Annotated in this window: 2 protein-coding genes; both read right to left on the minus strand. The window is 50.1% G+C overall.

The features are described from left to right. The coding region (locus H6F80_RS19365) for a DEAD/DEAH box helicase (RefSeq protein ID WP_190793160.1) at positions 1–1,249 on the minus strand (1,249 nt) is incomplete at its 3' end. Between the two features lie 202 nt (positions 1,250–1,451). After that, the coding region (locus H6F80_RS19370; protein WP_190793161.1) for an ISKra4 family transposase at positions 1,452–2,366 on the minus strand (915 nt) is incomplete at its 5' end.

Raw genomic sequence — 2,366 nt, forward strand, 5'->3', positions numbered from 1 at the left:
TGGAATTTTTTCCACGGTAAGGAGATGAAGCAGAATGAGTTTGGCGCTGTCGACCTCGACGTTTTTTAGATCGCTGTTGGTCAGGTTGCCCTTTTGCCTGTAACTGAGAAGAAGCCGTTGGCTCGTATCCCAGAATGACATCTGTTGTTAGTTTGCGCTTTAATAGCTGCTCAATCCCTTGCAAAAGGGAGTTTTCATCTTTAGAGACCAGAGAAATTGCCCGTCCGGCATGACCCGCGCGCCCCGTCCGACCAATCCGATGCACGTAGTCTTCAGGCACGTTCGGTAGTTCAAAGTTCACCACGTGAGGCAGTTGATCAATGTCTAACCCCCGGGAGGCGACATCGGTGGCAACGAGGACGCGCACCTTCCCTTGTTTAAAGTCATTCAGAGCACGAGTACGGGCAGACTGGGTTTTATTGCCATGAATCGCAGTCGCTTTCAGCCCATCTTGAGCCAGTTGCTCCGCCAATCGGTTCGCCCCGTGTTTGGTGCGGGTAAAGACCAAAACCTGTTTCCAATTATTAAAGCCAATCAGATGAGACAGTAATTCTCGCTTACGATCGCGATCCACTGGATGCACAATCTGTTCAACTTGTTCTGCCGCTGTGTTGCGAGGGGCGACTTCAATCTGAACTGGCTGATTGAGCAATGTGTCAGCCAGTTGCCGGATCGCGGGCGAAAAGGTGGCAGAAAACATTAACGTCTGTCGAGAAACGGGTAATTTTGCCAGAATTTTGCGAATGTCGTGGATGAATCCCATATCTAACATGCGATCGCACTCATCCAGCACTACGATTTCAATCTGGGACAGATCAATGGTTTTCTGCGCCAGGTGATCCAATAATCGTCCGGGAGTTGCGACTACAATATCCACGCCCCGTTTCAACGCTTGCACTTGCGGCACAAAGCCAACACCCCCATAAACGATCGCTGACTTAAGAGTCAGATATTTGCCATAGGTTGTGACGCTATCACCGACTTGGGCTGATAGTTCACGGGTTGGGGTCAGGATGAGAGCACGCGGGTGGCGATAACTTTTTTCGGGGGATGAAAGGTTGAGGCGTTGTAGTAATGGCAGCGTAAAGCTGGCGGTTTTACCCGTTCCTGTCTGGGCACTGGCAAAAATATCGTGTCCCTGCAAAATCGCCGGGATTGTCTGCTGCTGGATCGGTGTTGCTGTGGTGTAGCCTTCATCATTAACAGCACGCAGCAATTCGGTCGAAAGACCGAGGGTATGAAATGTCATAGATTAGATCGCTCCTGGTTGTGCCCCTATCCCCAATAGAATGCTGGGACCAGCCTAAGAGCAATAGTTAGTTGTTTTTATGGATGCCTCGAATAAACAAGTTCCAATACGCAATAACAGACCGGACGTAAATTGCGAAACTTAATCTTAGCATATAGCAGTCCTAAATCGTTTGTGTAGTCAAGAGGCTTTGTGGGCGCACCTAGCGGTTGGGGGAGTAGAGATGGAGGGTTAAAGGGTGGTCTGCGAACAGGGGATCAAAACGCCCATTGACCCAAGCTAGACGCAAGTGCAACAAGTGATTAAATCCTGCCTCACTCCAACGCATTCCAGTTCCCTTAAAGCGTTGCTCAATCAGCCACTTGCAAGCACTCTCGACCATGCCTGAACCAATGGGAAATCCTTGTTTTTTGAACTGTCGATATTGCAGATGAGGTAGATGTTTGCTGAGATATTGCTGCACTCGCTTCAACACTGGTTTGGCTGAAGCAGGCGTGGACGGATACTTCAATAAACGTCCCAGTTCTTGAACAATCCGATGTACATATCCATGACGTAATGAATGGCGCAATCGCTCAAACCATTGCCCAGGAGTGCGAGTCGGGAGCGTATCGTCATAAGCTTCGGCAGCTTCCCACAACTGCTGAGCAGCATGATAGAAATCCAAAATACCGATAGCGATGCTGGCAAAGTGTTGCTCAAATAATCGCCGAAATCCGCGTGCTCCATCAGAAATCCAAACCACTTGAGGGGCAGTGGTGATGCCTTGATGCAAGGCTTCTAGCTGAAGTCGTGCTTGCAGGGCAGCGATGTCGCCCAGCACTGCCACTAGTCGTCGTTGCTCCAGTCGAGTCTTGGTTTGAGCACTTCGAGTCTGAACGGAGCGAAGTCGAGCAAGCAGAGCGATCTTGACTTCTTGAAAGCGGATCTTGCCCTTGGGCGTTCCTGCTTGAGCGCGAAACGGCACACTGACACCATCAGCAGCAATTACCAAAGGCAAGTCCACGAACATCGGGTCAATCGATTCTTGGGCAGGTTCAATGCCTTTGTCCAACGATATCAATTCCCCTTCTAGTTGCTGGATGGCTTGTCGTCCAAACTGCTGCACCCACTGCCA

This window comes from Leptolyngbya sp. FACHB-711 (assembly GCF_014695615.1).
In the GTDB taxonomy this organism is placed as follows: domain Bacteria; phylum Cyanobacteriota; class Cyanobacteriia; order Elainellales; family Elainellaceae; genus Leptolyngbya_A.